Here is a 24,046-nt window from a genome sequence, read left to right as displayed (position 1 = left end):
CAGGAGCGCACCGCCCGAGGCTGAGGGAAAGCTCGACGCGTCGAGAACGAGGCGCGTGCCGTGGTCCTCCGCGCACGCCGCCGGAGGGCGTACTCCCCGAGGGAGAGAACATGTTCTTCCACCGTCAAGAGCTCCAGCACCAGGCCAAGCCCGACCGCCCGGACGCCGTCTACGCGCGCAAGCTCCAGGAGGTGCTGGGCGGCCAGTACGGCGAGATCACCGTGGCGATGCAGTACGGCTTCCAGTCGTGGAACGCCCACATCCCCGGCAAGTACCGCGACCTGCTGTACGGCATCGGTGCCGAGGAGTTCGGACACGTCGAGATGCTCGCGACGATGATCGCGCAGCTCCTCGAGAAGGCGCCGGTCGGCCTCGTCGAGGGCGCGGTGCAGGACGACCCGACCGTGGCCGCGATCGTCGGTGGCACCGACCCGCAGCAGGCGATCGTCGCCGGGGCCGGCGCGCGCCCGGTCGACTCGAACGGCAACCCGTGGTCGGCCGGCTACATCACGGCGAGCGGCAACCTGCTCGCCGACTTCACGGCCAACGCCAACGCGGAGATGCAGGGCCGGCTCCAGGTCGCCCGGCTCTACCACATGACGGACGACGCGGGCGTGCGCGACCTGCTCTCCTTCCTGCTCGCCCGCGACACGATGCACCAGAACCAGTGGCTCGCCGCGGCGCAGGAGCTGCGGGACGAGGGCGTCGAGGAGCTGCCCGTGCCGAGCACGTTCCCGATCTCGAAGGAGGACCGCAGCGTGTCGTACCAGTACATCAACTTCTCCGACGGCGAGCACGCGTCGGAGGGTCGCTGGGCCAGTGGCCCGACGCCGGACGGCAAGGGCGAGTTCACGTACGTCGCCGAGCCGCCGGCCGGCGTCCCCATGCCCCCGCCCACGCAGCCGGACGAGCGCTTCCACGGCACCACGGGCAAGCCCTCGACGCTCGACAAGGCGAAGGGCGCCGTCAAGGACGCCCTGCACAAGGACTGAGGAGGACCGACATGACCGCCGCATCCGTCCCGCGCGACTCCGCGCACCCGGCCGCCCGCACCCGCGGCGTGCACCAGTACCTCGCGCTCGTCATCGGCGTCGTCTACCTGCTCGTGGGAGCCGTCGGCTTCGCGATCACGGGGTTCGACGACTGGACGGTGCACGACCACTCGCAGACCCTGCTCGGGTTCGCGATCAACCCGCTGCACAACGTCGTCCACCTCGTCATCGGCCTGCTCGGCGTGCTGATGTGGAACCGTTCCGCGAGCGCCCGCACGTACGGCTGGATCCTCGCGATCGGCTACGGCGCCGCGTTCGTGTACGGGCTGATCGTCGTGAACGACCCCGAGGCCAACTTCCTCAACATCAACGGCGCGGACAACGTGCTCCACGTCGTGAGCGCGGCCGCCGGCCTGGCGATCGCGCTGTGGCCCGCACGCCGCGACGCGACGTCGACCACGACGCCCACCACCCGGCCGGCCGCATGACGGGGAGCACCCCGGTCGACCTCACGGCGAGCGAGACCGGGCGCGTCCTGCGGGACGTGCTCGGTCCGCTCGTCGCGCAGGGCGCGATAGTCCGGCGGCCACGCGCGACCGCGTGGGCAGAACGGCGCCAGGTCGACCGCACGGCCCGGCGGCTCCTGGACGGGCTGCGCGACCGCTACGACGGCGCCCCGCTCGTGGTGCGGGTCGGCGGCCGGCAGCTCGTCCTCGCCGTCCGGCCGGAGCACGTCGAGCGGGTCCTCGCGGGCTCGCCCGAGCCCTACACCCCGGCGTCCTGGGAGAAGCGCGGCGCGCTCGCCCACTTCCAGCCCGACGGCGTGCTCGTCTCCTCGTCCGACGAGCGCGTCGTGCGCCGACCGTTCAACGAGGCCGTCCTCGACATGAGGGAGCCCGTGCACGCGGACGGCGAGGTGCTCGTCGCGGCCGTCGAGCGCGAGGTGGGGAAGCTCGTCGCGACGGTGGACGCGTCCGGTCGCCTCGACTGGGACACGTTCGCCGCCGCGTGGTGGCGCCTCGTGCGGACCGTCGTCCTCGGCCGCGCGGCGCGGGACGACGAGCGGCTCGTCGCGATGCTGGACGCTCTGCGGCGTGACGGCAACTGGTCGTGGTTCCGCCCCCGCCGCCCCTGGCTGCGGGTGGCGCTCGAGCGGCGCATCGCCGAGCACGTGGCCGTCGCGGAGGCGGGCACCCTCGCGGCGCGGGGGAGGGACGCCGGCGGTGCCGACGCCGTCCGCCGACAGATACCGCACTGGCTCTTCGCGTTCGACGCCGCGGGTGCCGCGACGTTCCGGGCGCTCGCGGTGGCCTCCGCACGGCCCGCCGTGCGCGAGCGTCTGCTCACCGAGCTGGCGACGTCGGGGCGCGGCCCGAGCGTGCTGCCCTACGCCCGCGGATGCGTGCTCGAGGCGGTCCGGCTGTGGCCCACGACCCTCGCGATCCTGCGGGACGCGACCGAGCCCGTGCGGTGGGGTGCACGGGTGTTCCCCGCCGGCACCGGCTTCGTTGTGCTGAGCGCCTACTTCCACCGCGACGCGGACCGGGTCGAGTTCGCCGACGCGTTCGCACCGGAGGCGTGGCTCGACGGGCGTGCCGACGCCGACTGGGGCCTCGTCCCGTTCAGCGGCGGCCCCGTGTCGTGCCCGGGCCGCAACCTCGTGCTCCTTCTCGCGTCGCACACGCTCGCCCGGCTCGCGGACCTCGACCTGGCCGTCGGCAGGGGGCGCTACCTCGCCGACGACCCGCTCCCGCCCACCATGGACCACCTCGGTCTGCGCTTCGGGCTGCGGACCGACGTGCGGCGCGGGGAGGTCGCGACCGCGGCGGCGTGAGGGCGCGGACACGGCGAGGCCCGGGTGGTGCTCCCACCCGGGCCTCGCTGCTCGTCGGGGTCAGGCGTCGCCGTCCCCGGACGCCTGCTCGCCGGTGCGCGGGTTGACGTTCGCCGGTTCGGCGTCGGAGTCCCCGGCACCCGACGAAGACCCCTGGGCCTCCGCCCCCTCCCGGGGGTTCATCGACCGCGGGTCGGCGTCGGGGTCCTCGGCGGGGTCGTAACCGCGCTCGTCGTTCTCGGTCATGTCGGCCTCCTCGGTCGTGCGCTCGGTGCTGGGCCGCGCTGCGCCGGCGCGGCCCAGCCACCGTGACACGGCCATGCGACGCTCGCAGGCCCGGGATGCCTGTGCCCGGGAGCCCTCGTAGCCTGGCGTGGACCGACGCCGTCACGGAGAGTCGAGAAGGGGCCCGACCGGCGCGCAGCGACGCTGACCAGGAGGTCCCCATGCCCGACGACACGAGCGCCCTCGACGGCCTGCCCCGCCTGCGGAACCTCGCCGAGGTGACCGAGCTCGTCGCCGTCGTGCGGCCTCTCTACGTCCGGTTCAGCGGGGGACCGGACCAGGACCGCACCCAGGTGAGCCGGGACCACGAGAGCGGATGCCTCCTGCCCGGTCTGAGCGTCAACCCGATGAACCCCGAGCCGTGGTGGGACCGGCCCGTGGAGCACTGGGTCGCGCGCCAGCTCTGCCAGTACGCCCACCTGATGACGCCGGAGCGGTTCCCGTGGCTGCTCACCGGTGAGGTCGCGGGGCGGGGCCCGGACTGCGAGCCGCTCCTCGTCGACGTCTCGCCCGCCGCGTCGATCGACCCGGCGGTCGTCGACGAGGCGGGCCGCCTCTACCGCGAGGTCTTCGACGCGGGCGACGACGGGACGTGACTCCGCGCGCTCACCCGGCAGGGGCGTCGCCGGGCACGAACACCGCGCGCACGCAGCCGTCGGCCTTGCGCTTGAAGAGGTCGTAGCCCAGCGGCCCGTCCTCGAGCGGCATCACGTGCGTGCCCAGATGCTCGGTGACGAGCTCGTCGCGCGCCATGAGGTCGAGCAGACCCGGGATGTAGCGCTGGCCGTGCATCTGGGCCGAGCGCAGCGTGAGCCCCTTGTTCATGAGCGCCCCGAGCGGGAAGCCGTCGGCCAGGGCCGCGAACACCCCGAGCACGACGACGGTCCCGCCCTTGCGGCAGTGGTAGATCGCGCGACGCACGGCCGACGGCCGGTCCGTCTGGAGCCGCAGCTGCTGCTTGACGCGGTCGACGGCGTCCTCGACCGGGCCGCCGCTCGCCTCCATCCCGACCGCCTCGATGCACACGTCCGGCCCGCGTCCGGCCGTCATCTCCAGCAGGGCTGGGCCGACGTCGTCGCGCTGGTCGTGCAGGGTCTCGCACCCGACGTGGGTGCGGACCATCTCCAGGCGGTCGTCGAGCCGGTCGACGACGACGACGCGCTCGGCGCCGCGCAGCACCGCCGCGGCGGCGGCCATCTGGCCGACGGCGCCCGCGCCCCAGACGGCGACCGTCATGCCGGGCCCGACCTCGCCGAGGTCCGCGCCCATCCACCCCGTCGCCGCGGAGTCGGACGCGAAGAGCGCGCGGGCGTCGTCCACGACGTCGGGCACGGGGAAGGCTCCGACGTCGGCGAACGGCACCCGGACGTACTCGGCGTGCGAGCCGGCGTACCCGCCCATCGCGTGGGAGTACCCGAAGCACCCGCCCGGCGCGGAGCCCCACAGGCGCTCGGTGATCGCTGGGTTGCGGTTGCCGTTGTCGCACAGCGAGTAGAGCTCGCGCGAGCAGTACCAGCAGCGGCCGCACGCGATGAACGACGAGACGACGACGCGGTCACCCACGGCGTGACGCCGCACCTCCGGTCCGACCTCGACCACCTCGCCGACGAACTCGTGCCCGAGCACGTCCCCCGAGCGCATGAACGGGACGTACCCGCCGAGCAGGTGGAGGTCGGACCCGCACGTCACCGTCCGGCGCACGCGCACGACGACGTCCTCCGGGTGCTCGATCGTCGGGTCCGGCACCGTGCCCACCTCGAGACGGTTCACACCGACCCACTGCAGCGCCCTCACAGCCGGCCTCCTGAGCCCGCGCGGCGGATCGCGACCTCGAGGGGGATCGAGGTGAGCGTCGGCCGCCGTGTCACGGCGTGGTCCGGCGGCATGGTCGCGCCGGTCTCGAGGAGCTGCTTCGCCTCGCGCAGCGCCTGCCGTGCCTCCGCCCGGGAGGCGTGCCCGCGCGTCCCGGGCCGCAGCCGCACCTCCGTGCCGAACGACCCCGGTGCCGGCGTGAGCTCGAGCTGGGCGTCGTCGCCGACCGCGAGCAACGCGGCGGCGTCGGGTCGAGCGAGCTCCTCGACCACCTCGTCGTAGGGCCGGTGCACCGTCAGCGCGAGAGGGCGGTCGGTGCCGCCCTGCGCGCGTCCCCGACGCCGCACCCACCAGGCGGCACCCACCGCCGCTCCTGCCACACCTGCCGTCGTGAGGACTCTCATCGCGTTCTCCCGTCACCCGTGCCGGGACCCGCGCTCTCGAGCCTCACCCTCACGCTAGGCCCGGACGCCCTCGCACGCGCGCAGTCGAGAGGTCCCGCGGGCGGGAGGCTGCGTACCACCCGGCGGCGACCAGGACCATGAGCGCGACGTCGACGACGTCCCCCGCGTAGTACATGAGCTGTGCCCCGGTACGCGCGTCGGCGGGGGCGACACCGGCGGGCGGGTGCGCGGAGAGCCACTTGGCCAGGACGGAGTGCGCGGCGACGAACACGACGAGCACCGTCGCGCGCACGCGGACCGACGACCGGTGCGGGTGCGGGTCCGGCCCGACGAGCGACGCGGTGAACAGCCAGCCCGCCAGGAGCACGTGGGCGTGCACGGCGAGCCCCACGGGTGCCGAGGCGTGGGCGAGGTGGAACAGCCCCGTGGTGTACAGGAGCCAGAGCCCGCCGGCGTCGAGGATCCCCGCGACCATCGGGTGCGCGACCCACCGCGCCGCCGATGAGCGCAGCGCCGTCGTGACGCGCCGTGCACGCACGGGCGGCAGCGCCCGCAGGAGGAGCGACACCGGGGCGGCGAGCACGAGCAGGAGCGGTGCCAGCATGCCCAGGAGGACGTGCCCCGCCATGTGCGCCGTGAAGCTCGAGCGGGACGCCTCGGCGAGCGGCCCGACGGTCGCCGCGCCCGCGCACGCGAGACCCGCGTACCAGCACAGGGTCCGCCGGACGGGCCACGGGCTCCGCGAGCGTGCCGCTCGCAGCCCGACCACGTAGGCGGCTCCGCCGAGCGCGAGAGCGACGAGGGCGACGACGGTGAGCAGCGGAGGGCCGACGTCCGGCACGTGCCCGTGCGGGTGCATCACGCCGTCCCGGCCGCACCCGCGCGACCGGGCCGCGCCCGGCGCAGGACGACGAGCCCGACGAGGAGCACGACCACCGCGGAACCGATCCAGACGACGTCGTAGACCAGGAGGTCGACGCCGTAGCGGATCTGGTGGATGCCGAGGATCTTGTGGTTGACGACACCGTCGAGGAGCTGGAACCCGCCGAGCCCCACGGCCACGGCCCCCGTCCAGCGGGACCACGACACCTCCGCGCGACGGCGCACGTCCGCCAGGAGGAACAGCCCCCACACGGTGACGAACCAGCCGACCGCGTGGAAGACGCCGTCCGCGGCGAGCGCGACCTGCGTCGTCGACAGGTCGTAGAAGTGGTGCCACTGCAGCCCGAGGTGGAAGACGAAGAGGTCGACGACGGAGGCGGCGACGCCGCACCCGAACAGGACGCCGGACAGGACGGTCCGCCGGTCCTGGGCCGCCGGGGACGGCGCTCGGGTCGCCCCGCTCATCGGTCCGTGGCGTCCTCGTCGGACGGCTCCGACACGACGAGCGCCCGCAGGAGGGTCTCGGCGACCTCGCGGGGGCTCACGTTGCGGTGCCGGGAGGCGGACTCGATGATGCGGTGCGCCTCGTCCGCCGTGCACTGGTTCGTCTGCATGATCGCCCCGACGGCGCGCTCGGTGGCCACGCCGTCCGACATCGTGCGGTAGAACCCCGCCGTGGAGTCCTCGAGCGCGGCGAGCTGCAGGCGCAGGCGCACGGCCGAGGCCACGAGCTGGGCGTAGGAGTCCGCGGCGGTGAGCAGCTCCGGCGTCCACGGGTCGGGGGAGCGCGCGTACAGGTTCAGGGCGACGGCGACGTCGTCCGTGACGATCGCCGGGACGGCCGCCGCCGACACAAAGCCTTCCTGGACGCTCTGCCGACGCCACCGGTCCCACCGCGTCTCCTCGGCCACCTCGGGCACGAGCAGCGCGGACCCCTGGTGCATCGCGTCGATGCATGGCCCGGCCCCGTCGAGCGCCTCCGCCTGGTCACAGCGTGCTGAGGCGTCCGAGCTGCTGCCCGCACGGACGCTCACGCCAGCCTGGCGCATGGTGACGCTGACCTCGAGACCGTGTCCGAGGATCGTCGCGGCGCGGACCGCGAACTCCTGCGGAAAGCTGGCGATGACCATGGCGCCCCGTCCCCTCTCAGAGGTGTCGTCCCCGCGTCGTCGCGGGCTCTTCACGCTACGTCCGGAGGCCCGTGCACGCGCGTACTCGCCGACTCCTCGCGAGCGGTTGCCAGTACCGGGCGCGCGACTACCTTCGGGTCATGGTCACCGTCACACGCGCTGTGCGATGCTCTCCGGACGCGGTGCTCGGCGTGCTCGCGGACGGCTGGTCCTACTCGACCTGGGTCGTGGGGACGGCACGCATCCGCGCCGTCGACCCGGAGTGGCCCGACCCGGGGTCGAGGATCCTGCACTCGGTCGGCCTCTGGCCCGCGCTCCTCGACGACGAGACGGTCGTGCGGGGCTGGGACCCGGCCCGCGGGATCGAGCTGCAGGCGAGGGGCTGGCCCGCCGGGGAGGCACGGGCACGGATCGAGGTGACGCCGACGCCGTCGGGCTGCACCGTGCGGATCACCGAGGACGCCGAGAAGGGACCCGGGACGCTCGTGCCCCGGCCCGTGCGGAGCGCCGTCATCGGTCCGCGGAACGTCGAGACGCTCCGTCGGCTCGCGTTCCTCGCGGAGCGCCAGGCCCCCTAGGGCGTGTCTCCTTTGTGACTAGCCGCGCCGCGAACCCGCGCATGCTCGCGCAACTGCGCGATTCGTACAGCATGATCGTGGCGCTTAGATGCGAGGACTGTGCGCTGCCAGCGAAGCTCGTCCTGAACGGCCTCGTGCGCCGTGTCGTGAGCAGGCGGTGGGAAGAAGGAGTCGCTGACGGCTTTGGGATGCGTTCACAGTATCCGTGAGCAGACGGATGCGTACACCAGGAGCCACGCAATCAAAGTAATCGGCACCGCCGCCAGAGGCGTCAAGGTGATAGCAATAGTCGTTGCGAGCGCTAATGCGACCGCAAGGCAAAGCAGCCAGGCCACAAGCGTGAGGCGGCGCGCGCTGTTGAGCTGGCGACGTCGCGCGATGGCCGAGGCCGTCACGAAAGCCCCCGGCAGTCCTGACCATAAGCCGACGACGAAGGGAAACCAGTCTCCCATTGCCAGCCCGACTCCCAGCATGGCTATAGAGAGGCAGAACGCGGCGATCCAGGCCAATCTTCGCGTGTTTCGGGTGCGCGCGTATGCTTCGCGGGCGAAGTCGTGATTCAACAATGCAATGTTCCTTCCCTGGGCGGGTTAGGGCGCATCTTTATAGTGACTGGCCGCGCCGCGAACTCGTGCTTGCTCGCGCAGGTGCGCGATTCGCACAGGATGGTCGTGGGCGGTTAGTGATGCGAGAACTGTGCGCTGCCAGCGAAATTCGTCCTGAACGGCCTCGTGCGCCGTGTCATGAGCAAGCGGTGGGAAGACGGCGTCGCTGCCGTCTCTGGGGATGCGTTCATGGGCGTCGTCGAGAAGGCGGCGGGCGCCCCATGCCGCGGCGTCGTGGGATCCGCGAAGGGTCTCGACCGCATGGAGAAGGGCGGCAAGGTCATCGTGGTTGTCGATGTCTGGGCGCTGGGCGAGGGCTTCGGCGATCGTTGACAGCTTCGAACGGTCTGCGCCGATCGCGTCCCAGATAGCGTGGAGGTACTCCTGGCCAGCGGCATCTCGTGCCGGGCGCATCGACAGGATGCTCTCGACGCAGATGAGGATGAAGATTGCCTGGTCCTCGAGCGATAGGGCTCCGCGCTGCGCCTCCAGCGCTCTCCAGGCCGCGAGCGGATCATCGACCGAGTCCATGAGGGAAAGGTACTCGTGTCAGTTCTCAACCCAGAGGAGGAGAGCGGCGAGTACCACCGCGCCACGGTAGATCACGGCGTGCTTGTCGTAGCGGGTCGCGAGTGCTCTCCATTGCTTGACCCGGTTGAAGAACCGCTCGACCGTGTTGCGACCTCGGTAGGTGACGGAGTCGTAGGTCACGGGGCGTCCGCCTCGTGATCCGCGTCGGCGACGGTGGGCCTGCTGGTCGCGAGGTTCGGGGATGACCGCGACGATGCCGCGCCGGCGCAGTTCGGTGCGGATCGCGCGCGAGGAGTACGCCTTGTCGCCCAGCACGGCATCGGGGGTGGTGCGCGGCCGTCCGGCACCTGCTCGAGGCACTCGGATCGTGTCGAGCAGCGGCAGGCACATCGGAGCGTCACCACCCTGGCCTGGCCCCACGAGCACCGCGAGCGGTCGCCCGTTGCCGTCGACCGCGGCGTGGATCTTCGTCGACAACCCGCCCCGGGAGCGACCCAATGCGTGGTCAGCCGGTTCGCGCCGTTCCGGATTCTTGTGATTCGTCGGTGCCCCCTGTGGTGCGGGGCAATGTCGCGGCGTGCTGGTGCGCCCGGTTGATCGTGGAGTCCACGCTCACCTGCCAGTCGATACCGCCGTTCGCGTCCGCACGAGCCTGCAACGCCGTCAAGATCTTGTCCCAAGTCCCGTCCCGGGAGAACCGCGCGTGGCGCTTCCACACCGTCTGCCACGGGCCGAACCGCTCGGGAAGATCACGCCACGCGGCCCCGGTCCGATACCGGTGAACGATTCCCTCCACGACCTGACGGTGATCACGCCACGGACGTAACCGCCCAGAAGCCTGCGGCATCAACGGGCCGATCACCGCCCACTGCTCGTCCGACAACTCCCGACCACGATCCACGACCGCACTCTGCAATATCACGGCCGTGCGACCAAGGAGACACGCCCTAGGTCCGACCACTGCGCCGTCAGACCCCGGCGTCCTCCCGCGACGCCCGGGCGAGCCGTTCGACGAGGTCGTCCGGGATCGGTCGGCGTGGCGAGAAGGTGATGCCGGTCTTGGTGGCCTTGAGGCCGGCGGACGCGATCTCCTCGGCGTGCTCGGCGACGGCGCCCGGACGGAGGTACAGCCCGCACTGCCTGCTGAACGCCGCATAGCTCGCGACGACCGAGCCGCCGATGCTGAACCCCGGCATGTCGTAGGCCACGATCTCGTCAGCCTCCGGGAGCGTGTGGGCCAGCAGCGTGCGCAGCCGTCGCAGCGCGGGCTGGAAGGCCTCGGGCGCCGCGGCGATGTAGGCGTCGTGGTCGGCGATCGTCATGGCGGTCCCTCACTCCTGTCGGCGCGGTCGCCACGATCCTCGCTCACTCGTCGGCGTCGCGCAGCAACCGTGCCCACGCGGTGCGCACGAGCGCGCGCCGGACCGCCCCCCTCGGGCCCGCGGCGCCGAGCGCCGCACGCGCCGCGTTCCACCCGCACGCACCGTGCACCCCGCCGCCCGGGTGCGCCGACGCGCTCGCGAGGTAGAGGGCGGTGATCGGGGTCTCCGGCCGCCCGAGGCCGGGTGTCGGGCGCAGGAACAGCTCCTGGTGGACGGCCGAGGTCCCGCCGTTGATCGCCCCGCCGGCGAGGTTGGCGTCCGCCGCCTCGAGGTCGGCGGGAGTCTGGACGAACCGACCGACGACGGCGTCGCCGAACCCGGGTGCCACACGCTCCACGGTCTCCTCGACGCGCCGCACCTCGTCGGCCACGGCGTCGGCCGTCCACCGCGCGCCGTGCGGCACGTGCGTGTAGGCCCACGCGGACTCGGTGCCCGCCGGGGAGCGGGACGCGTCGGACGTCGTCATCTGGCCCAGCACGAGGAACGGCCGGTCGGGCACCCGGCCGTTCGAGAGCGCCGCCGCGACGTCGACGAAGCCCGCGCGGTCGACGCCGAGGTGCACGGTGCCCGCACCGTGCGCGCCGCGAGCCGTCCAGGGGATCGGCCGGTCGAGCGCCCAGCTCACCTTGACCGTCGGGTGGTCCCACTGGAACCGGTCGAGGTCGCGGACCATCCGCGGCGGCAGGTGGCCGGTCCCGACGAGGTCGCGGTAGAGCGCGGGCGCGCTGACGTCGGCGAGCACGGCCCGTCGCGCCCGCACGTGGCGGCCCTCCGCGGTGCTCACGCCGACGGCGCGACCGCGCACGACGTGCACCCGGTCCACCCGCGCGCCGGTCACGAGATCGCCTCCCCGCGAGCGCAGCCGGGCGACGAGCGCGTCCGGCAGCCGCCCGGCACCGCCCGTCGGCACCGGGAAGCCCACGTCCTGGCCCAGCATCGCGAGCAGCCAGCCGAACACCCCGCTGCCGGCCGCGTCGGGCGGGACGTCGGCGTGCATCGCGTTGCCGGTGAGCAGCAGCCCGCCGCCCTCCCCGCGGAACGACTCGTCGGCGAGGCGGCGCACGGGCAGCACGGCGAGCCGGGCGAGGTCGAGCGTGCCGGCGGCTCCCAGGCGTCGCAGCACGCGCAGGACCGGTCCGGCGGCGGGCAGCGGGCTGAAGAGCGCGTCGAGGAGCGGGTCGCGGACGCGGTCCCAGCCCGCGACCAGCTCGAGCCACGCGTCGCCGTCCCCGGCACCGAAGTCCTCGAGCCCGGCCGCGGTGTCCTCGGGGCGCTCGTGCAGGACGGCCGCGCGCCCGTCGTCGAGCGCGTGCGCGAGCACGGACGGCGCGCGCGACCACGACAGCCCGTGCTCCTCGAGGTGCAGGCCCCGGATCACGGGGGAACCGGCCGCGAGAGGGTAGAAGGCGCTGAACAGGTCCGTGGAGAAGCCGGGCGCCGCGACCTCGGCCGACCGGACGGCCCCGCCGTACGTGTCCTGCGCCTCCAGGACGAGCACCTCCCACCCCGCGTCGACGAGCGCGTTCGCCGCGACGAGACCGTTGGGCCCGGCCCCGACGACGACGGCGTCGACCGTCGTCAGGCCCACGGGTCGAGCACGACCTTGATGCAGCCGTCCTCCTTGCGCTGGAACGTGCGGTACGCCTCGGGCGCCTGCTCGAGGGGCAGCCGGTGGGTGCGCAGGTCGAGCACGCCGAGCGGGTCGGAGACGTCGGCGACGAGGGGGAGGAGCGCGTCGGTCCACCGCCGCACGTTGGCCTGGCCCATGCGCAGGGTCACCTGCTTGTCGAAGAGCTGCATCATCGGCAGCGGGTCCTTCGCACCGCCGTAGACGCCGGAGATCGACACGGTGCCGCCCCGCCGGACGAGGTCGAACGCCGTGTAGAGGGCCGCGAGGCGGTCGGTCCCCGCGCGCTCCGTGAGCGGCGCGGAGACCGCGTCGGGCAGCAGCCCGACCACCTTCTGGGTGGCCTCGGCGACGGGGGACCCGTGCGCCTCCATCCCGACGGCGTCGATCACCGAGTCCGCTCCACGCCCTGCCGTGAGCTCGCGGACCGCGGCGGCGACGTCGTCGACCGCCGACGGGTCCAGGGTCTCGACCCCGTGGCGCTCGGCCATGGCCCGCCGCTCGGGCACCAGGTCGATGCCGACGACGCGCGACGCACCGCGGTGGAGGGCGATGCGCGCGCTCATCTGGCCGATGGGCCCGAGACCGAGCACGACGACCGTCCCGCCGGGCGGGACGTCGGCGTACTCGACCGCCTGCCACGCCGTGGGCACGACGTCCGACAGGTACAGGTACCGCTCGTCCGGCGACCCGTCGTCGGGGACGACGACGGGGCCGTACTGCGCCTGCGGCACGCGCAGGTACTGCGCCTGGCCGCCGGGCACCTGCCCGTAGAGCTTCGTGTACCCGAAGAGCGCGGCGCCCTTGTCCTGGGTGCGCACCTGCGTCGTCTCGCACTGGGTCTGCAGCCCGCGGCTGCACATCCAGCAGTGCCCGCAGGCGATGTTGAACGGCACGACCACCCGGTCGCCGACCTTGAGGTCGCCCGCCTCCGGACCGACCTCCTCGACCACGCCCATCGCCTCGTGCCCGAGGACGTCGCCCGCGTCGAGGTACATCCCGAGCACGCCGTACAGGTGCAGGTCCGAGCCGCAGATCGCGGTGGAGGTGACCCGCACGACGGCGTCCGTCGGGTGCTCGATCCTCGGGTCCGCGACGTCCTCGACGCTCACCTTCTCGCGTCCCTGCCAGGTCAGTGCTCGCATGGTGCTGCCGTCCTTCCGTCTGGTGGTCGTGCCGTGCTGCCGTGCCGGTCGCCGCGTCTCCGATCGGGCTCAGCCCTTGCTGCCCGTCGTGGCCACCCCCTCGACGAAGTGCCGCTGGCCGAGGAAGAAGAGCAGGATCATCGGGACGGTCGTGATCACCGAGGCGGTCACGACGATCTCCCACTGCGACTCGCCCCCCGGCCCGAACTGGTCGATGAGCGCCTTGAGCCCCCGGGGGATGGTGAAGGTCGAGGAGTCCTGCAGGTAGATCAGCGGCCGCATGAGGTCGGTCCACGAGGCCTGGGCCTCGAAGAGGAACGTCAGGACGAGCGCGGGCCGGCACAGCGGCACGGCGATGCGCCAGAACATCTGCCAGTTGTTCGCGCCGTCGAGCCGGGCCGCCTCGAACGGCTCGCGCGGCAGCCCGAGGAAGAACTGCCGCAGGAGGAAGATGTAGAACGCGCTGCCGAAGAGGTTCCCGGCCCACAGGGGCACGTTGGTCCCGACGAACCCGAGCTGGTTCCAGATGAGGAACGTCGGGATCATCGTCACCGCGCCGGGGAGCATCATCGTGGCGAGCACGAGCCCGAACAGCGGGCCACGGCCGCGGAAGCGGAAGTAGGCGAACCCCCACGCGACGAGCGCGCTCGAGAGCGTGACGAGGCCCGCGGCGAGCACCGTGACGACGACGGTGTTGCCGAGCCAGAGGGCGAGCGGCGCCTCCTGCCAGACGGTCACGTAGTTGTCGAGCGTGAACGTCTGCGGGACGAGCCGGTTGTCGAACACCTCGGCTCGCGGCTTGAACGACGCGGACAGGAGCCACAGCAGCGGGTAGACGAACGCGACCGTCGCGAGGACGAGCGCGACGAGCACCACGAGGCGCGCGACCCTGCGCCGCGGGCTGCGGCCGGTCGAGGACCGGCCCGACGGCGGGGGAGGGCCGAGCGCGTCGGGCACCCCGACCGCGGGATCGGGGGCCGTGCCCGGACCGCTCACGGCTGGGCGGGGGAAGGACGGTGCCGTGGTCATCGCTGCTCCCCCTCGTAGTAGACGAGGCGCCGGGACACGACGAGCTGGACGAGCGTCACGAGCATGATGACGACGAACAGGAGCCACGCGAGCGCGGACGCGTAGCCCATGTGCAGCTCCTGGAAGCCCTCCTGGAACAGGTAGATGACGTAGAAGAGCGCGGCGTCGTTGCTGTACGTGGAGTTGCCCGCCCCGAAGTAGGCCGAGTACGCCTCGGTGAACATCTGGAACCCGGCGATCGTGTTGACGACGACGACGAAGAAGATCGCGCCGCTGATCATGGGGACGGTCACGGCGCGGGTACGGCGCCAGAAGCCGGCGCCGTCGACGCGCGCGGCGTCGTACAGGTCGTTCGGCACGTTGCGCAGTGCCGCGAGAAGGATGATCACCGCCGCCCCCACGGTCCACAGGCTGATGAGCACGAGCCCGGGCTTGATCCACGCCTGGTCGGTCGTCCACGACGGACCCTGGATGCCGAACCACGACAGCACCTCGTTGACGATCCCGTACTGCCCGTTGAACAGGAGCAGCAGCAGCACGCCTACGGCCACCGGCGGGGTCATCTTGGGGATGAAGAACGCGGTACGGAAGAACCCGGCCGAGCGCCCGGCCTGGTTGAGCAGGAGCGCGAGGGCGAGCGCGACGACCGTGTAGAGCGGTACCTGCACGACCGTGTACACGAGCGTGTTCCACAACGAGAGCGCGACCTTGGGGTCCTGGGTCATCTCCCGGTAGTTCTCGAGGCCGACGAACGTCGGGTCGTTGATCACGTCGTAGTCGGTGAACGACAGGTAGGCGCTGTAGACGATCGGCCACGCGGTGAACACGACGAACCCGATGATCCACGGGCTGATGAACCGCAGGGCGGCGTTGCGCTCACGGCGCGCGCTCGGCGTGAGCCGTGACCGCCGGAGCCCGTCCGGGCCCGGACGTCCGTGGCCTCTCGCGGCGGGTGGACCGGTCGGCGCGGGAGCGACGTCGGCGGCCGCCACCGTCAGTCCTCCTCGTCCCACTGGGCCCACGCGTCGTCGAGCGCTTTCTGTGCCTCCTCCTGCGCCTGTGCCATCGCCTCGGCCGGTTCCTGCTGACCGTTGAGGACGCGGTTCACCGCGTCCTGCCACGCGGTCTCGAACTCGTTGTCCGCAGGGTTCGCCGGGAGCGCGAACGTCGCGTCGTTCGCCTCGTACATCGCGTCGATCGCGTCCTGCCACGGCTGCGGGGCGTCGTCGGGCACGAGCTCGTCGCGGATCTGCTCGTCGGCCTCCTCGTTGCCGGTGAGCACGCCCGTGAACACGAGGCCGTCCTGCTCGCGCGCATCGGCGCGGGCCTGGGCCGCCGCCACCCACGCGTCCGTCTCCGTCATGAGGCGCGCGAACCGGCAGGCGGCCGCGGGGTTCTCGCTGCCACGCGGCACGGCCCACGCGGAGCCGGAGGCGAAGGCGATCGGGTCGCCGTCCGGGGTGCGCACGGCGTCGAACGCCATGGGCGCGTCCGGCGACGACTCGTTGAGCACGTTGATGTACCACTGCTCCATGGGCATCGCGCCGAGCACCCCCGTCGCGAACTGGTTGCCGGCACCGAAGAAGTCGGCGGAGTCGCGGTAGGTCTTGACGGCCGGGAAACCGCCCTGCGCGTCGTAGATGCCGACGGCCCACTCGAGGGACTCGACGACCTCCGGGCTGCCGAGCTGCGCGGTGCGCCCGTCCTCGGACAGCAGGTCCGCCCCCACCGACTTGGCCCACAGCGGCAGGAACTCGGGCAGCTTCGCGTCGAACCCGATGACGGTCAGGGTGCCGCCGTCGGCGCGCATCAGCGCCTCGTTCGCCGCGGTGATCGCGTCGCGGTCGGAGCCGTTCACGTCCTCGATGCTCAGGCCCGCCGCGGAGAGCAGGTCGGCGTTCGCCATCGTCACCTGGACCTGGTTGAACTCGGGGATGCCGTAGACGCTCCCGTCGAACGTCACCTGCTCGACCGCCGGGTCGACGAACGCGTCCATGTCCACGCCCTCGGCCTCGATGCACTCGTCGAGGGGGAGGATCGCGTCGCGCGACGCGAAGGTGCCGATCTGGTCGCGGTTGGCGTACACCAGGTCGGGCGGGTTGCCCGACGCGACCGCCGACAGGAAGGCCTGGATGTCGAGCTCGCCCTCGGAGAGCCGCACGTCGACGTCGCCGAGCTCCTCCACGGCCCGGTCGTACCGGACCTCGCCGATCTCGTCGCCCGTGCCGAAGCCCATCACCGCGAGCTCGCCCGACGGCGACTCGTCCGCCGAGAAGTCGACGTCCCCCGCGTCGTCCCCCGTGCCCTGCGCGCACGCGGCGAGTCCGAGGGCGAGCGCGACCGCGCCACCGATCCGTGCGGCACCGGTACCGCGTCGTCGTTCCATCTCTCGGCCTCCTCGTGGGAATCGTGGAGGCGGTCGCCGGGGTCGGCGACGCCACCGCGTGCTCGACGGCGTCGGCGGGGTTCTGCACCGACGCCGTCAGTGAAGCACCGGCTCCGCGAGCTCACACGTCGAAGCGGTTCCCGAGGTGGGCAGCGGCGGGTGGGGGTGCGCGAGAGTGCCGGGCGGGTGACGCTCGTGACCGTGACACGGCACGACGGAGCGAGCGGGACCACGCCCTTGGGCGACGACGGGGGCCGGACCGGGCGAGCGGCGCTGCGTGCGCGCCGGGCCGTCGCCGCCGCGCACCGGCAGTGGGTGCGCCACCCGCGGTGGTCGCTCGCGGTCAAGGGCGCGGTCGCGGCGGCGCTCGCCTGGTACGTGGGCGTGCTCGCGCCGGCACCGTTCTCGGAGTACCCGTACTACGCCCCGCTGGGCGCGGTGGTCGCCACGACGAGCACGCTCGCTCGCTCGGTCCGCGAGTCCGCGCAGGCCGTCGTGGCGCTCCTGCTGGGTGCCGCGATCGCGCGCGGCGTCGACCTCGTGCTGGCGCCGAGCGCCGTGTCGGTCGCGCTCGTCGTGGGGCTGGCTCTCGCGTGCGCGGGGTGGCACCGGCTCGGCGACATGGGGACGTGGGCGGTGACGTCCGCGCTGTTCGTGCTGGTCATCGGCAACGCGGAGAAGGTCGAGTTCGTCGGGGCCTACGCCGGGCTCCTGGTCGTCGGTGCGCTCATCGGCATCGGCGTCAACCTCGTCGCACCGCCGCTGCCGCTCACGCCCACGGAGGAGGCGCTCGACGGGCTGCGCGACACGCTCGTCGAGCAGCTCGACGCGCTCGCCGACGGCCTCGAGGGCGACCGGCCACCCCTGCCGGAGGAGTGGGACGAGCGGCGCCACGAGGTGGACCCGACGCTGACCCGGGCACGAGACGCCGTGGCCCGCACGCGTGAGGCCGCGCGTGCCAACGTCCGGCTGCGGCGGCACCGCGACTGGGCGGTCTCCCAGGTGCAGCGCGCCGGCGCGCTGGAGACGTCGGCGGAGGTCGTGGGCGAGCTCGTCCGCCTCCTCGTGGAGTGGGAGCAGGCGGGGCGGGACGACGTCGCCCTCGGCTCGCGGCTGCGACCCGTCGCGGCGCGCGCGCTGCACGCGTACTCCGCGGCGGTGCGGTCCGTCGGTACCGAGGGCGCCGACCCGGGGGCGCTGCACGATCTGTCCGGGAGGGCGGAGGACCTGCGCCGGGCCGTGCGCGAGGCCCGGCGCGAGGTGGACGAGGACTACTTCGTGGCCGGGGCGATCGTGCTCGCGCTGCGGCGCGGCGTGACGGCTCTCGCTCAGCGCGCGTGACGGTCGGCGGCGCCGCGGTGCTCGACCAGCGGACCCAGGAGCGTCGCGACGGCGCTGCCGCCGTCCGCACGGTCACCGATGCCCTCGGCCACGACCTGGCGTGCCAGCTCGCGCAGCGGCACGTTGCGGTCGTTGGACGCGCGCCGCAGCAGCGCGAAGGCGTCGTCCGGGTCGACGCCGTAGATCATGGCGACCATGCCCTTGGCCTGCTCGATCGCCCCACGGTTCTGTGCCGCCGCCTCGATGTCGCGCTGCGCGCGGTTCTGGGCCTGGGCGGCGACCGCCTGCGTCACGTCGACGAAGTAGCCGAGGAGCTCGACGAGCTCGCCGGAGTCGCGGTCGCGCCGGCCCTGGCCGATGACGACGAGGCACCGCTCCTTGCCGTGCGCGTCCATGATCCGGTGGACGCTCGAGAACGGCTCGCCGGACTGCCGCGCCAGGTCGAGGACGGCCCGGAACCCGTCGCGGTCGTCAGGGTGCTTGTGCGCGAGCACGAGCGCCGTGGTCGGGACCACCTCGCCCGGCTCGAAGCCGTGCATGCGGAAGGTCTGGGGCGACCACCACCACGCCCCTGTGCCGATCTCGAACCGGTACTGCCCGATCGACTGCTTCGTGCCGCGAGCGAGTGCCGACTCGGTCGAGTGGTCATCTACGGACATGGTCATCTCCATCGACACTTGGAGGTCGTGAGCCAGGTCCAGACTCGGGTGCTTCGACCATAGCGCGAGACGGTTCACCCGCAACAGGGTTTCGTGCGCTCAGCCCTCGACGCCCGTCGTCTCGTGGGCCGAACCCACCGGCTTGGACTCCGGGGACCCGCGCTCGCGCAGGTAGATCGCCAGGACCACCATGCTGAGCACGGCGAGCATCTCGGACTGCCAGTTCTGCAGCGTGCGGCTCCAGAAGTCGGGCATCGTGAGGTACTCGGTCCACGGGGCGGGGTCCTGCAGATCGCGCATCCGCTCCTCGCTGAACGCCACCGCGCCGGCCGCGGACTGCGCCGCCCACGACGCGAGGAAGATCGCGCCCATCACGAGGGACAGGGACCGGGAGTAGAGGGTCAGGCGCCAGCCCCGCGCCTTGGCCCAGGCGGGCGATCGCTCGTCGGCGTGCTCGCCCACCTTCTGCTGCTCGTCGCTCTCGCGGCCGGCGTCCTCGAGCTTCTTCGACTCCGGCGACCCCCGCTGCACGAACCACACGGTCGCGGTGATGAAGAGGAGGAACTGCAGGTACTCCGACTGCCAGTTCTCGGTCACGTCGACCCAGAACGCCGAGGACGTGACGTACTGGCCGATCGTCACCGGGTCGAGCCCGGCCGCGCGCTGGTCGGAGTTGAACACGGCGACGCCGCTGACGGCCTGTCCGACGAGCGACGCCAGGAAGGCGAGCCCGAAGAAGATGCTCAGCGAGCTGGCGCGCATCCCGCGGGTCACGGCGCTCACCGGTGCACCGCCGCGAGGACGAAGGTCGTGACGAGGCCGGCAGCGACGAGCAGGAGCGTGAGCCAGAACATCAGTCGTGGTGTCCTCATGCCTCCACCTCGCAGTCGTACGGACGGTCCGCCCGCGCCTCGCACACCGCGGCCGTGAGCACCCAGCCGTCGCCGGAGAGCGCGAGGAAGTAGGTGTCGGCGCCGGTCACGACCTGGGCCTGGCGGCCGGCGACGTGCACGTCCGCGACGTCGGCGGCGCCCGGTGCGCCGATCGTCTCCCCGAACGGTCCGTCCGGGTCGACCACCGCCTGGGCGCACGGCTCGCCCGTGTCCTGCTCGAGCGAGTCCGCGGCGTCCGGGAGCAGGAGCGCGCACGCGGCGCTGCCGTCACCCTCGTCGAGAGCCTGCGTGAAGGCCGTGACGGCATCGGTCGCGTCCGTGGCGTCGGGGCCGGCGCACCCGGCGACGGCGACCGTCGCGGCGACGAGCCACGGCATCGCGGGGAGGCGGCGTCTCCACGGCGCCCTGGCCATCCTGCCCTGCAGATCCATCGACCGCTCCCTCGCGAAATTCCACGGGTGCAACTCGGACGTGCGTCTCATCCTCGTCGCTCGACGGTCCGTCGCAACGGGAACGGGCCCGGCCCCAAGGAGGCCGGGCCCGTCCGGGCGTCACCGCACCGGGTGCACGGGCAGCTAGCCGCAGGCGTGCGCCGCGTGGTCCACGACCACTTCCGAGGTCACCTCCCCGCCGTCGACCGTGGCCGTCGCGGAGACGGTGACGGACCCCGCCTCGAACGACTGCGCCCGCGCCGCGAACGACTGGTACGCGGCGGCGCCGGGCGCGACGTCGGTGACCGTCCGGGTCCCGTACGCGGTCGTGAGCGTCACGTCGGCGGTGACGTCGGACGCGTTCGTCGCCGCGACGGCGAGGTACGCCTTGCCGGCGAGGCAGCGCGGGGAGACCGCGACGTCGAGTTCGATCGCGGCCGCCTCCTGCGCCGGCGTGACGACGAGGTTTCGCAGGCTGCCGGTGTTGTCGAACGAGCCGAAGCCCACCCGGCCCTCGCCGAACGTCGTGTCGTTCGCCGTGAGCAGCGGGGTGTCGAGCCCGTCGACGTAGACCGCGACGTCGCCGCTGTCCGCGCACCGCACGACGCGCACGTCGTGCCACTCCTCGTCGGTGACCGCGGGAGGTGCGCCGACCGCGCCGTCCCACTGGTCGTCGATCCGCTCCCGGTCCTTGCCGTCGACCTTGAAGATGCCGTTGTGGGCGTAGATCGTGTTGTCCTGCGAGAGGTGGGCGTAGTAGTACTGCGTGTCCGACTGCCAGCCGAACACGACGATGACGTCGCGGTTGTTCACCGACGCCGGGGCGTCGAGCCTCACCTCGGCATCGAGCGCGAACGAGCCGAGCTCGGGCCCCTCGGTGAGGACGGCGTACTCGAACGGTCGACGGATGCCGTCGTTCGGGTTGTCGCCGGCCTCGGCGAGGACGACGGCGTCGCCCGGGAACTGCCACTTCGCCGGCGTCCGCGGCGCCCAGTGCTCGGCCGCCATGACGTCGGTGATCGGCTCGCCCGCGGGAGCGCACGACGGCGGAGCGGGCGGCTCCACGGGCTCGGCGCCGAACAGCGCGTACTGGGCCGCGATCTGCTCGGGCGTCGGGACGACGTCGAGGAACATGAGGTCGTCCATGCGTCCGTGGAACGGGTTCGCCTCGCGCGTGTCCTGCGGGAAGCTGCCGCCGATCTTGATCCCGGCCGGGTCGGACGGGGACGTGGCGCCGGCGCCCCACGGGTTGGACGCCGTGTACTGCCCCGCGAGCTCCTCGCCGTTCATGTAGAGCTTCATCTCGCCGCCCGCGAAGTCGAACGTCGCCGCGAGGTGGACCCAGCGGTTCCGCTCGAGGATCTGGTCCCACGGCAGGTCGGCCGCGAACGTCCAGGACCCCGCGCCGTCGACCCGGCGGCCGAGCGCGACGAGCTTGAGCTCGCCGTTCACGGTGATGACCTCGAGGAGCGCGCGCACCGCGTGGCCGTCCGACGTGCCCGTGAGGACGCCGGCGAGCCCGATCGCGTTGTAGCGGTCGTCGGGGTTCGCGGTACCGGAGTTGAGGGCCGGGTGCTCGCCGGTCGGCTTGAACCAGCCCATGACGGAGATCTCCTCGGCGCCCGCGAAGGCGCCGAGCGAGTCGACGCCCTCGGGATCGTAGACGCCGGCCTTCCAGTCGTCGTTCGACGACGTGGCCGGGCTCATCTGCTGGGTCTGCAGCGCCTCGCGCGCGCCCGGGTAGGCCCGGTCCGCCACGCGCATCTCGACGCCGCCGTTGACGAGCTCGATGTTCGTCCCCGACCAGCCCTGGTCCGCCTCGAAGGTCGGAGCTCCCGGGACGGCGTGGTCGAAGTCGTAGTGCGCCACAAGGTTCGGCGCGAGCTCCGGGAGGGCGAACGGCGACGACGCGGTGACGCGCCGGGCGCCGGTGACCTTCCAGATCTTCCCGTTCGCCTTGGCGACCAGGTAGAGCTCTCCGTCGGCGTCGGAGCCGAAGCGCAGGTCGACGCGCTGGTCGCCGACCAGCTCCTGGAACGTCGTCTCCTCGCCGTCGGCGAAGACGCGCAGGTGCTCGATCTCCGCGAGGTCGGCGAGGTCGCCGTCGCTGCGGACCATCTCGTCCTGCTCGGTGGCGAGGACCCAGCCGCGCACCAGGTCGGTGAAGAGGTAGCGGCCCTGCAGCTCGGGGATGTCGCCGCGGTAGACGAAGCCGCCGTTGAGCGCGACGCCCGCGTCACCGGTCTGGCCGGGGTCGCGGTTGTGGTCGTACGCCGCCACGGGGTAGGTGAAGCCGTTGTCGGCGTCGTCCGCCGGCAGGGGGAAGATCTGCCGGTTGTCCGCCAGGAACGGGCCCTCGCGCACGGACCAGCCGAAGTTGTCACCCGGCTCGACGGCGTAGACCGACTCGACCTGCCACTCGCCGATGTGGCCGAGGTACATCGTGTGGTCGCCCTCGGGGTCCCAGCTGATCCGGTGCGGGTCGCGCAGGCCGACGGCGTAGATCTCGGGGAGCGCGCCCGCGGTGCCGAGGAACGGGTTGTCCGCGGGGATCCCGTACCGCCCGTTGGCGCTGTCGTCGCCGAGCGGGTCGATGCGGAGGACCTTGCCCTGCGGGGTCGCGAGGTTCTGCGGGTTGCCGTTGCCGACGCCGTTGCCGCCGTCGCCCACCAGCACGTAGAGGTTGCCGTAGTCGGCGTCGCCCTCGGAGACGGTGGGGTTGAACGCGATCTGCTGCACGGTGTGGACGCGGCCGGCGAACGGCACGCGCAGGACCTCGCGGCTCGTGCCCTCGAAGACCTCGGCCGACGGGTCGGTCGCCTTCCACTCGGTGACGACGCTGTGGAACTGCGTGTTGCCATAGGCGGGGAAGTCGGGGGTGTCCCCGGTCAGCGCCGTGCCGCCCTCGGTGTGCACCGTGTAGAACAGGCCGTTCTCGGCGAAGTCGGGGTGGAACTCGGCGGAGCCGAGACCTGTGCCGAGGCCGGCGCTGTTGTGGAAGTTGTCGAGGAACTGGTCCCGGACGTTGAGGTAGGGCACGTACGCGCCCGTGTCCTTGTCGACGGTGTAGAGCACCTCGTTGTTGTCGGGGACCATGAGGCGGCCCGAGCCGTCGGGGATCTCGTCCAGGTGCGTGATGCGGTTGTGGCGGACGAGGCGCTGGTCCTGCGTCGCCGGCGTCGTGTGGGACTCCGGCAGCTGGGCGAGCTCGGTCACCTCGATGCCCAGCGTCGAGGGCGTGGGGTCGGGCAGCGGGTTGAGCAGCGGTTCGCTCGGCGTCGTCCCGCCTGCGGCGCAGTCGGCCGGGTTGCCGGTCGGGACGGCGAGGTTCTGCCCCGAGGCGTCGACCGCGACGTCGTCGAGCATGAGCCGCCCGGCGCTGCTCGCGCCGTTGATCCAGAAGAACCGGTCGAGCGCGGTCGTGACGCCCTGGCGGAACCCGAACTGCTGCTCCGTGCCCTCGGGCAGGCGCGTGATCGCCTCGTACGGGCCGCCCTGGCTGTAGACGCTGACCTTGTCGGCCGCGTTGTCGGCGACGATCCAGACGCACTGCCACGTGTCGCGGGACCAGACGCCGGCGGGCTTGAAACCGCCGCCGTCGCGCACGAGCATGACGTCGTTGTTCTGGTTGTTCACGTAGGCGCGGCTGTTCACGTAGTCGGACGGCGCGTCCACGTCGGTGATGCCGAACGACGTGTCGACGCTCCCGGTCCGCATGAAGCGGAAGAACACGGTCCCTGTGGCGCCGTCGGCGATCCCCGGGACCGCACGGTGGGCGCGCTGCCCGCCGCCGACCATCTCGAGGACCTGGTTGTTCGCGTTGAGGGGGTCGGCGACGACGGTGGCCGCCGCGGACGTCGACCAGCCGTCCTGGCCGTTGAGAGCGGTCCGCTCGTAGGTCTCGAAGCTGAGGATCTCGGTGAACTCCTCGGCCGCCACCTCGGCGGCGGCCGGTGGGACGAGGAGGGTCCCTCCCAGGACGGTCGCGAGGGAGAGGGCGAGAACCGCTCTCCCTCGGCGACCCGACTGCGTAGACGTCATTGTCTGCTCCACTGTTCGTCGGACGGTGCGTGGGGGTGTGCGAGGGCGTCGCGGCCGTC

25 protein-coding genes are annotated in these 24,046 nt (G+C 72.6%); 6 read left to right on the top strand and 19 right to left on the bottom strand.

The genetic code is table 11. The annotated features are described in order from the left end of the window. The first annotated feature begins 110 nt into the window (after positions 1–110). From ACMXGY_RS11930 to ACMXGY_RS11920, 3 genes are read left to right on the top strand one after another with little or no spacing between them, the layout of a single operon-like run. Entirely contained in the window at positions 111–992 is an 882-nt protein-coding gene (locus tag ACMXGY_RS11930; RefSeq protein WP_483773208.1) for a manganese catalase, read from the top strand. Between the two features lie 11 nt (positions 993–1,003). Continuing rightward, on the top strand, positions 1,004–1,480 hold the full coding sequence (locus ACMXGY_RS11925; protein ID WP_483773207.1) for a DUF4383 domain-containing protein: 477 nt from the start codon (positions 1,004–1,006) through the stop codon (positions 1,478–1,480). Continuing rightward, complete coding sequence (locus ACMXGY_RS11920) at positions 1,420–2,826, top strand: cytochrome P450 (protein ID WP_483773206.1); 1,407 nt, start codon at positions 1,420–1,422, stop codon at positions 2,824–2,826. Before ACMXGY_RS11925 ends, ACMXGY_RS11920 begins: the two co-directional genes overlap by 61 nt. A gap of 60 nt (positions 2,827–2,886) precedes the next feature. On the opposite strand, the gene ACMXGY_RS11915 is transcribed toward ACMXGY_RS11920, so the two are convergent. Then, entirely contained in the window at positions 2,887–3,072 is a 186-nt protein-coding gene (locus ACMXGY_RS11915) for a hypothetical protein (protein WP_483773205.1), read from the bottom strand. Positions 3,073–3,272: 200 nt separating this feature from the next. On the opposite strand from ACMXGY_RS11915, the gene ACMXGY_RS11910 reads away from it, so the two are divergent. Then, positions 3,273–3,707, top strand: coding sequence for a DUF6098 family protein (locus ACMXGY_RS11910; protein WP_483773204.1), 435 nt, complete (start codon positions 3,273–3,275; stop codon positions 3,705–3,707). 10 nt (positions 3,708–3,717) lie between these two features. On the opposite strand, the gene ACMXGY_RS11905 is transcribed toward ACMXGY_RS11910, so the two are convergent. The 5 genes from ACMXGY_RS11905 to ACMXGY_RS11885 are packed head-to-tail and all read right to left on the bottom strand — an operon-like array spanning position 3,718 to position 7,339. Further along, positions 3,718–4,905 (bottom strand): zinc-dependent alcohol dehydrogenase, encoded by a 1,188-nt coding sequence (locus ACMXGY_RS11905; RefSeq protein WP_483773203.1) that lies wholly within the window; start codon positions 4,903–4,905, stop codon positions 3,718–3,720. Beyond that, entirely contained in the window at positions 4,902–5,327 is a 426-nt protein-coding gene (locus ACMXGY_RS11900) for a hypothetical protein (RefSeq protein WP_483773202.1), read from the bottom strand. Before ACMXGY_RS11900 ends, ACMXGY_RS11905 begins: the two co-directional genes overlap by 4 nt. Positions 5,328–5,376: 49 nt before the next feature. Further along, entirely contained in the window at positions 5,377–6,186 is an 810-nt protein-coding gene (locus tag ACMXGY_RS11895) for a cytochrome c oxidase assembly protein (RefSeq protein WP_483773201.1), read from the bottom strand. Next, positions 6,186–6,674, bottom strand: a complete 489-nt coding sequence (locus ACMXGY_RS11890) for a DUF2243 domain-containing protein (protein ID WP_483773200.1) — start codon at positions 6,672–6,674, stop codon at positions 6,186–6,188. Before ACMXGY_RS11890 ends, ACMXGY_RS11895 begins: the two co-directional genes overlap by 1 nt. After that, on the bottom strand, positions 6,671–7,339 hold the full coding sequence (locus ACMXGY_RS11885; protein WP_483773199.1) for an ANTAR domain-containing protein: 669 nt from the start codon (positions 7,337–7,339) through the stop codon (positions 6,671–6,673). Before ACMXGY_RS11885 ends, ACMXGY_RS11890 begins: the two co-directional genes overlap by 4 nt. Positions 7,340–7,479: 140 nt before the next feature. Here ACMXGY_RS11885 and ACMXGY_RS11880 point away from each other — a divergent pair, with 140 nt between their 5' ends. Beyond that, on the top strand, positions 7,480–7,917 hold the full coding sequence (locus tag ACMXGY_RS11880; RefSeq protein WP_483773198.1) for an SRPBCC family protein: 438 nt from the start codon (positions 7,480–7,482) through the stop codon (positions 7,915–7,917). Positions 7,918–8,111: 194 nt separating this feature from the next. Here the strand turns inward: ACMXGY_RS11880 and ACMXGY_RS11875 are convergent, their stop codons facing one another. From ACMXGY_RS11875 to ACMXGY_RS11835, 9 genes are all read right to left on the bottom strand, one after another. After that, the gene (locus ACMXGY_RS11875) at positions 8,112–8,426 is read right to left on the bottom strand and encodes a hypothetical protein (protein ID WP_483773197.1); all 315 of its coding nucleotides are present in this window, start codon (positions 8,424–8,426) and stop codon (positions 8,112–8,114) included. Positions 8,427–8,507: 81 nt separating this feature from the next. After that, positions 8,508–9,053, bottom strand: a complete 546-nt coding sequence (locus ACMXGY_RS11870) for a hypothetical protein (protein ID WP_483773196.1) — start codon at positions 9,051–9,053, stop codon at positions 8,508–8,510. Positions 9,054–9,071: 18 nt separating this feature from the next. Next, a protein-coding gene (locus ACMXGY_RS11865) for an IS5 family transposase (RefSeq protein WP_483773195.1) occupies positions 9,072–9,954 on the bottom strand; the annotation gives its coding sequence in 2 pieces (ribosomal slippage) (positions 9,072–9,605 and positions 9,607–9,954; 882 coding nt in all). A gap of 67 nt (positions 9,955–10,021) precedes the next feature. Next, on the bottom strand, positions 10,022–10,375 hold the full coding sequence (locus tag ACMXGY_RS11860) for an iron chaperone (RefSeq protein WP_483773194.1): 354 nt from the start codon (positions 10,373–10,375) through the stop codon (positions 10,022–10,024). A gap of 43 nt (positions 10,376–10,418) precedes the next feature. Further along, a complete protein-coding gene (locus ACMXGY_RS11855; protein WP_483773193.1) occupies positions 10,419–12,023 on the bottom strand; it encodes a phytoene desaturase family protein in 1,605 nt (534 codons plus the stop codon). Beyond that, a complete protein-coding gene (locus tag ACMXGY_RS11850; RefSeq protein WP_483773192.1) occupies positions 12,014–13,207 on the bottom strand; it encodes a zinc-dependent alcohol dehydrogenase in 1,194 nt (397 codons plus the stop codon). The genes ACMXGY_RS11855 and ACMXGY_RS11850 overlap by 10 nt, the downstream gene beginning before the upstream one ends. 69 nt (positions 13,208–13,276) lie before the next feature. Further along, a complete protein-coding gene (locus tag ACMXGY_RS11845; RefSeq protein ID WP_483773191.1) occupies positions 13,277–14,236 on the bottom strand; it encodes a carbohydrate ABC transporter permease in 960 nt (319 codons plus the stop codon). Then, the gene (locus tag ACMXGY_RS11840) at positions 14,233–15,228 is read right to left on the bottom strand and encodes a carbohydrate ABC transporter permease (protein ID WP_483773190.1); all 996 of its coding nucleotides are present in this window, start codon (positions 15,226–15,228) and stop codon (positions 14,233–14,235) included. The genes ACMXGY_RS11845 and ACMXGY_RS11840 overlap by 4 nt, the downstream gene beginning before the upstream one ends. 2 nt (positions 15,229–15,230) lie before the next feature. Continuing rightward, positions 15,231–16,622 carry an extracellular solute-binding protein gene (locus tag ACMXGY_RS11835; RefSeq protein ID WP_483773189.1) on the bottom strand — a complete coding sequence of 464 codons (1,392 nt, stop codon included), beginning with the start codon at positions 16,620–16,622 and terminating at the stop codon, positions 15,231–15,233. Positions 16,623–16,823: 201 nt separating this feature from the next. Between ACMXGY_RS11835 and ACMXGY_RS11830 the strand changes: the two genes are divergently transcribed. Then, positions 16,824–17,963 (top strand): FUSC family protein, encoded by a 1,140-nt coding sequence (locus ACMXGY_RS11830; protein ID WP_483773188.1) that lies wholly within the window; start codon positions 16,824–16,826, stop codon positions 17,961–17,963. On the opposite strand, the gene ACMXGY_RS11825 is transcribed toward ACMXGY_RS11830, so the two are convergent. From ACMXGY_RS11825 to ACMXGY_RS11810, 4 genes are all read right to left on the bottom strand, one after another. Then, positions 17,951–18,622, bottom strand: a complete 672-nt coding sequence (locus ACMXGY_RS11825; RefSeq protein WP_483773187.1) for a PAS and ANTAR domain-containing protein — start codon at positions 18,620–18,622, stop codon at positions 17,951–17,953. The genes ACMXGY_RS11830 and ACMXGY_RS11825 overlap by 13 nt on opposite strands. Before the next feature lie 99 nt (positions 18,623–18,721). After that, positions 18,722–19,384: a DUF6766 family protein gene (locus ACMXGY_RS11820; RefSeq protein WP_483776857.1), complete on the bottom strand. Its 663-nt coding sequence runs from the start codon at positions 19,382–19,384 to the stop codon at positions 18,722–18,724. A 106-nt stretch (positions 19,385–19,490) separates the two neighbouring features. Beyond that, a complete protein-coding gene (locus ACMXGY_RS11815) occupies positions 19,491–19,946 on the bottom strand; it encodes a hypothetical protein (RefSeq protein ID WP_483773186.1) in 456 nt (151 codons plus the stop codon). Between the two features lie 144 nt (positions 19,947–20,090). Then, positions 20,091–23,987 (bottom strand): PQQ-dependent sugar dehydrogenase, encoded by a 3,897-nt coding sequence (locus ACMXGY_RS11810; protein WP_483773185.1) that lies wholly within the window; start codon positions 23,985–23,987, stop codon positions 20,091–20,093. Positions 23,988–24,046: the final 59 nt, after the last annotated feature.

The organism is Cellulosimicrobium sp. G4 BAM 1002 (assembly GCF_057126935.1).
The sequence above is the reverse complement of the archived record's forward strand: the minus strand, read 5'-3'. Positions and strand labels throughout refer to the sequence as shown.